This window comes from Rhodococcus sp. (in: high G+C Gram-positive bacteria) (genome assembly GCF_049286785.1).
Classification (GTDB): domain Bacteria; phylum Actinomycetota; class Actinomycetes; order Mycobacteriales; family Mycobacteriaceae; genus Rhodococcus_F.
Window position 1 is genome coordinate 1 of sequence record NZ_JBAQEO010000055.1, and the last position, 2,020, is coordinate 2,020.

Genomic DNA, 2,020 nt, shown 5'->3' on the forward strand with positions numbered 1-2,020 from the left:
GCTGGAAGAGGCCGGTTCCAGTGTGGGCGTCAACTCGCTCATGCGCTCGGTCGGTACCACCGTGGCCGGCGCCGTCATGGCGGCCGTGCTCACCAGCAAGACCATGGACCTCGGTGGCCACTCGATCCCGAGCGAGTCCGCGTTCCACCTGTGCCTCGTCGTCGGTGCGGGTGCTGCCCTCGCCGGCGCCCTGGTCGCGCTGCTCGTCCCGGCCCGCACCAAGCAGACCCCGGATCGGCCGAACACTCCGGCTCTGGAGACCGTCAACGCCTGACCCGGACGGTACGTCACCCGCCACAGCACACGACGGGCGTCACGCTCACCCCCTAACGGGGACAGCGGACGCCCGTCGCTCGTTTCCCTATGGGGGTTTGACATCCCACGGGCATCCGCCCCTGCCGCTCTCCGATGCGCGAGTGCAATGCGCTGTTCCACCAGGTCAGATTCACCGTGATCGTATGGTTACTGATCATTTGCTGTGGATCAGCGGTCTGCACCCACTCCCGGCATCTGCTGGGTATCGGGAGTGCGGAGAGATCAGTCGGTGGCATCACTCGATCATGAACGATCGCCGGTCCGGGTTATGGCAAAGTCACGGACGCCGCGACTGCGGAAGTGGTCGCGATCGATCGCGGACGGTGGGGTTGCGCCGTGAGCCAGTTCGCCGGGCAGTGGTGGTCGTCTCGTTCCGATGGAGGCGGCGGAGGAAGCCCGATCGGCGGTCACCTATTTCAATCCGAGACACGATGATCGATCAGTACCAGCGACGATCGGATGCGTGATTCAGCGGGCCTCGTCGTCGATGGGGTGCCGAGCTTGTAGTTCGGTGAGGGTGGCATCGAGTGCGGAGGCCAATTCGTTGTCCGTGGGCACGACCTCGCGGAGCTGGTCGGGCAGGGTGTCGTAGGTGTAGTTCGCCACCGCCAGCGGTGCGGGTGCCCCGGCGAGGGAGTAGCGCACGGTGTTGTCGTTGCGGCCGGCGCACAGCAGGATCCCGATGGTGGGGGCGTGCTGGCCGTGGATCCGCAGGTTCTCCTCGACCCAGGCGACGTAGAAGCCGAGCTTGCCTGCGTATTCGGGTTGGAACCGCCCGACCTTCAGCTCGACCACCACGAACCGGGACTGGGTCCAGTTGAAGAACAGCAGGTCGATGTAGAAGTCGTCGTCGTCGATGGCGAAGTGGTACTGCCGGCCGACGAAGGCGAAGCCGTGCCCGAGCTCGAGCAGGAAGCGTTCGAGTCGGGCCATCAGCGCGGTCTCGAGTTCACGTTCGGCGACCTTGGTGGTCAGGCCCAGGAAGTCGAAGACGTATGGATCGCGGACCAGCTGTTGGGCCAGGTCGGAGTCCTCGGCGGGCAGGTGGTCGCGGAAGTTCGACGGTGCGGCCGCGATCCGCTGGTGTAGTCGTCCGGCGATCTGGTGGGCCAGGACGTCGCGGGACCAGCCGTGCTCGGCCGCTTGGGCGGCATACCACTCACGCTGCGGCTGAGTATCGAGCTTGTCGAGCAGGACGGTGACGTGCCCCCACGGCAATCGTGCAACGGGGTGTTGCACGATTACGTCGGGAAAGGCCGCGGCGAACGAGCGCATGTAGAACAGGTTGCGCCGGGACAGTCCGCGCATGTCCGGGAAGGCGCCGTCGAGTGGACATTTGTCGAGCGCGTCTTCATAACCATCGGTCTGCCCTTCGTTTTGTACCGACATTCGCGAGCTACGAACTAACTGCGGGCGATTGGTTCAATCCCTCGGGACCGGCTCTTGCTCGCTCGCACGCGCGAGGTCACGCCGCTTCCCCGTCTGGGGGTTGTCGGCCCAGATTTTGGGCGTCGGATTCTTGGTCACCGACCTGCGCCAACGCTGCTCGGCCGCGGCGAAGTCGCATTTCGGTCCAGACCGTCGGTCGTCACGGCGATGCGGGGCTTCTGTCGTTGCCGGTATGAGGGGCCTTCCACGATCAGCTCGAACGCCGCCGAGAGGAGACGATCGACACCGGCCAATTTGCCGTTGCCAGGCCAAGATC

1 protein-coding gene and 2 pseudogenes are annotated in these 2,020 nt (G+C 65.4%); 1 reads left to right on the plus strand and 2 read right to left on the minus strand.

What is annotated here, in order from left to right:
- Window positions 1–274: pseudogene (locus WAW17_RS02215) on the plus strand (MFS transporter); the annotation flags it as partial.
- A 509-nt stretch (window positions 275–783) separates the two neighbouring features.
- On the opposite strand, the gene WAW17_RS02220 reads toward WAW17_RS02215, so the two are convergent.
- The gene (locus WAW17_RS02220; RefSeq protein ID WP_422331391.1) at window positions 784–1,704 is read right to left on the minus strand and encodes a PDDEXK nuclease domain-containing protein; all 921 of its coding nucleotides are present in this window, start codon (window positions 1,702–1,704) and stop codon (window positions 784–786) included.
- A 134-nt stretch (window positions 1,705–1,838) separates the two neighbouring features.
- Window positions 1,839–2,020 (minus strand): annotated as a pseudogene (locus WAW17_RS02225) (hypothetical protein); the annotation flags it as partial.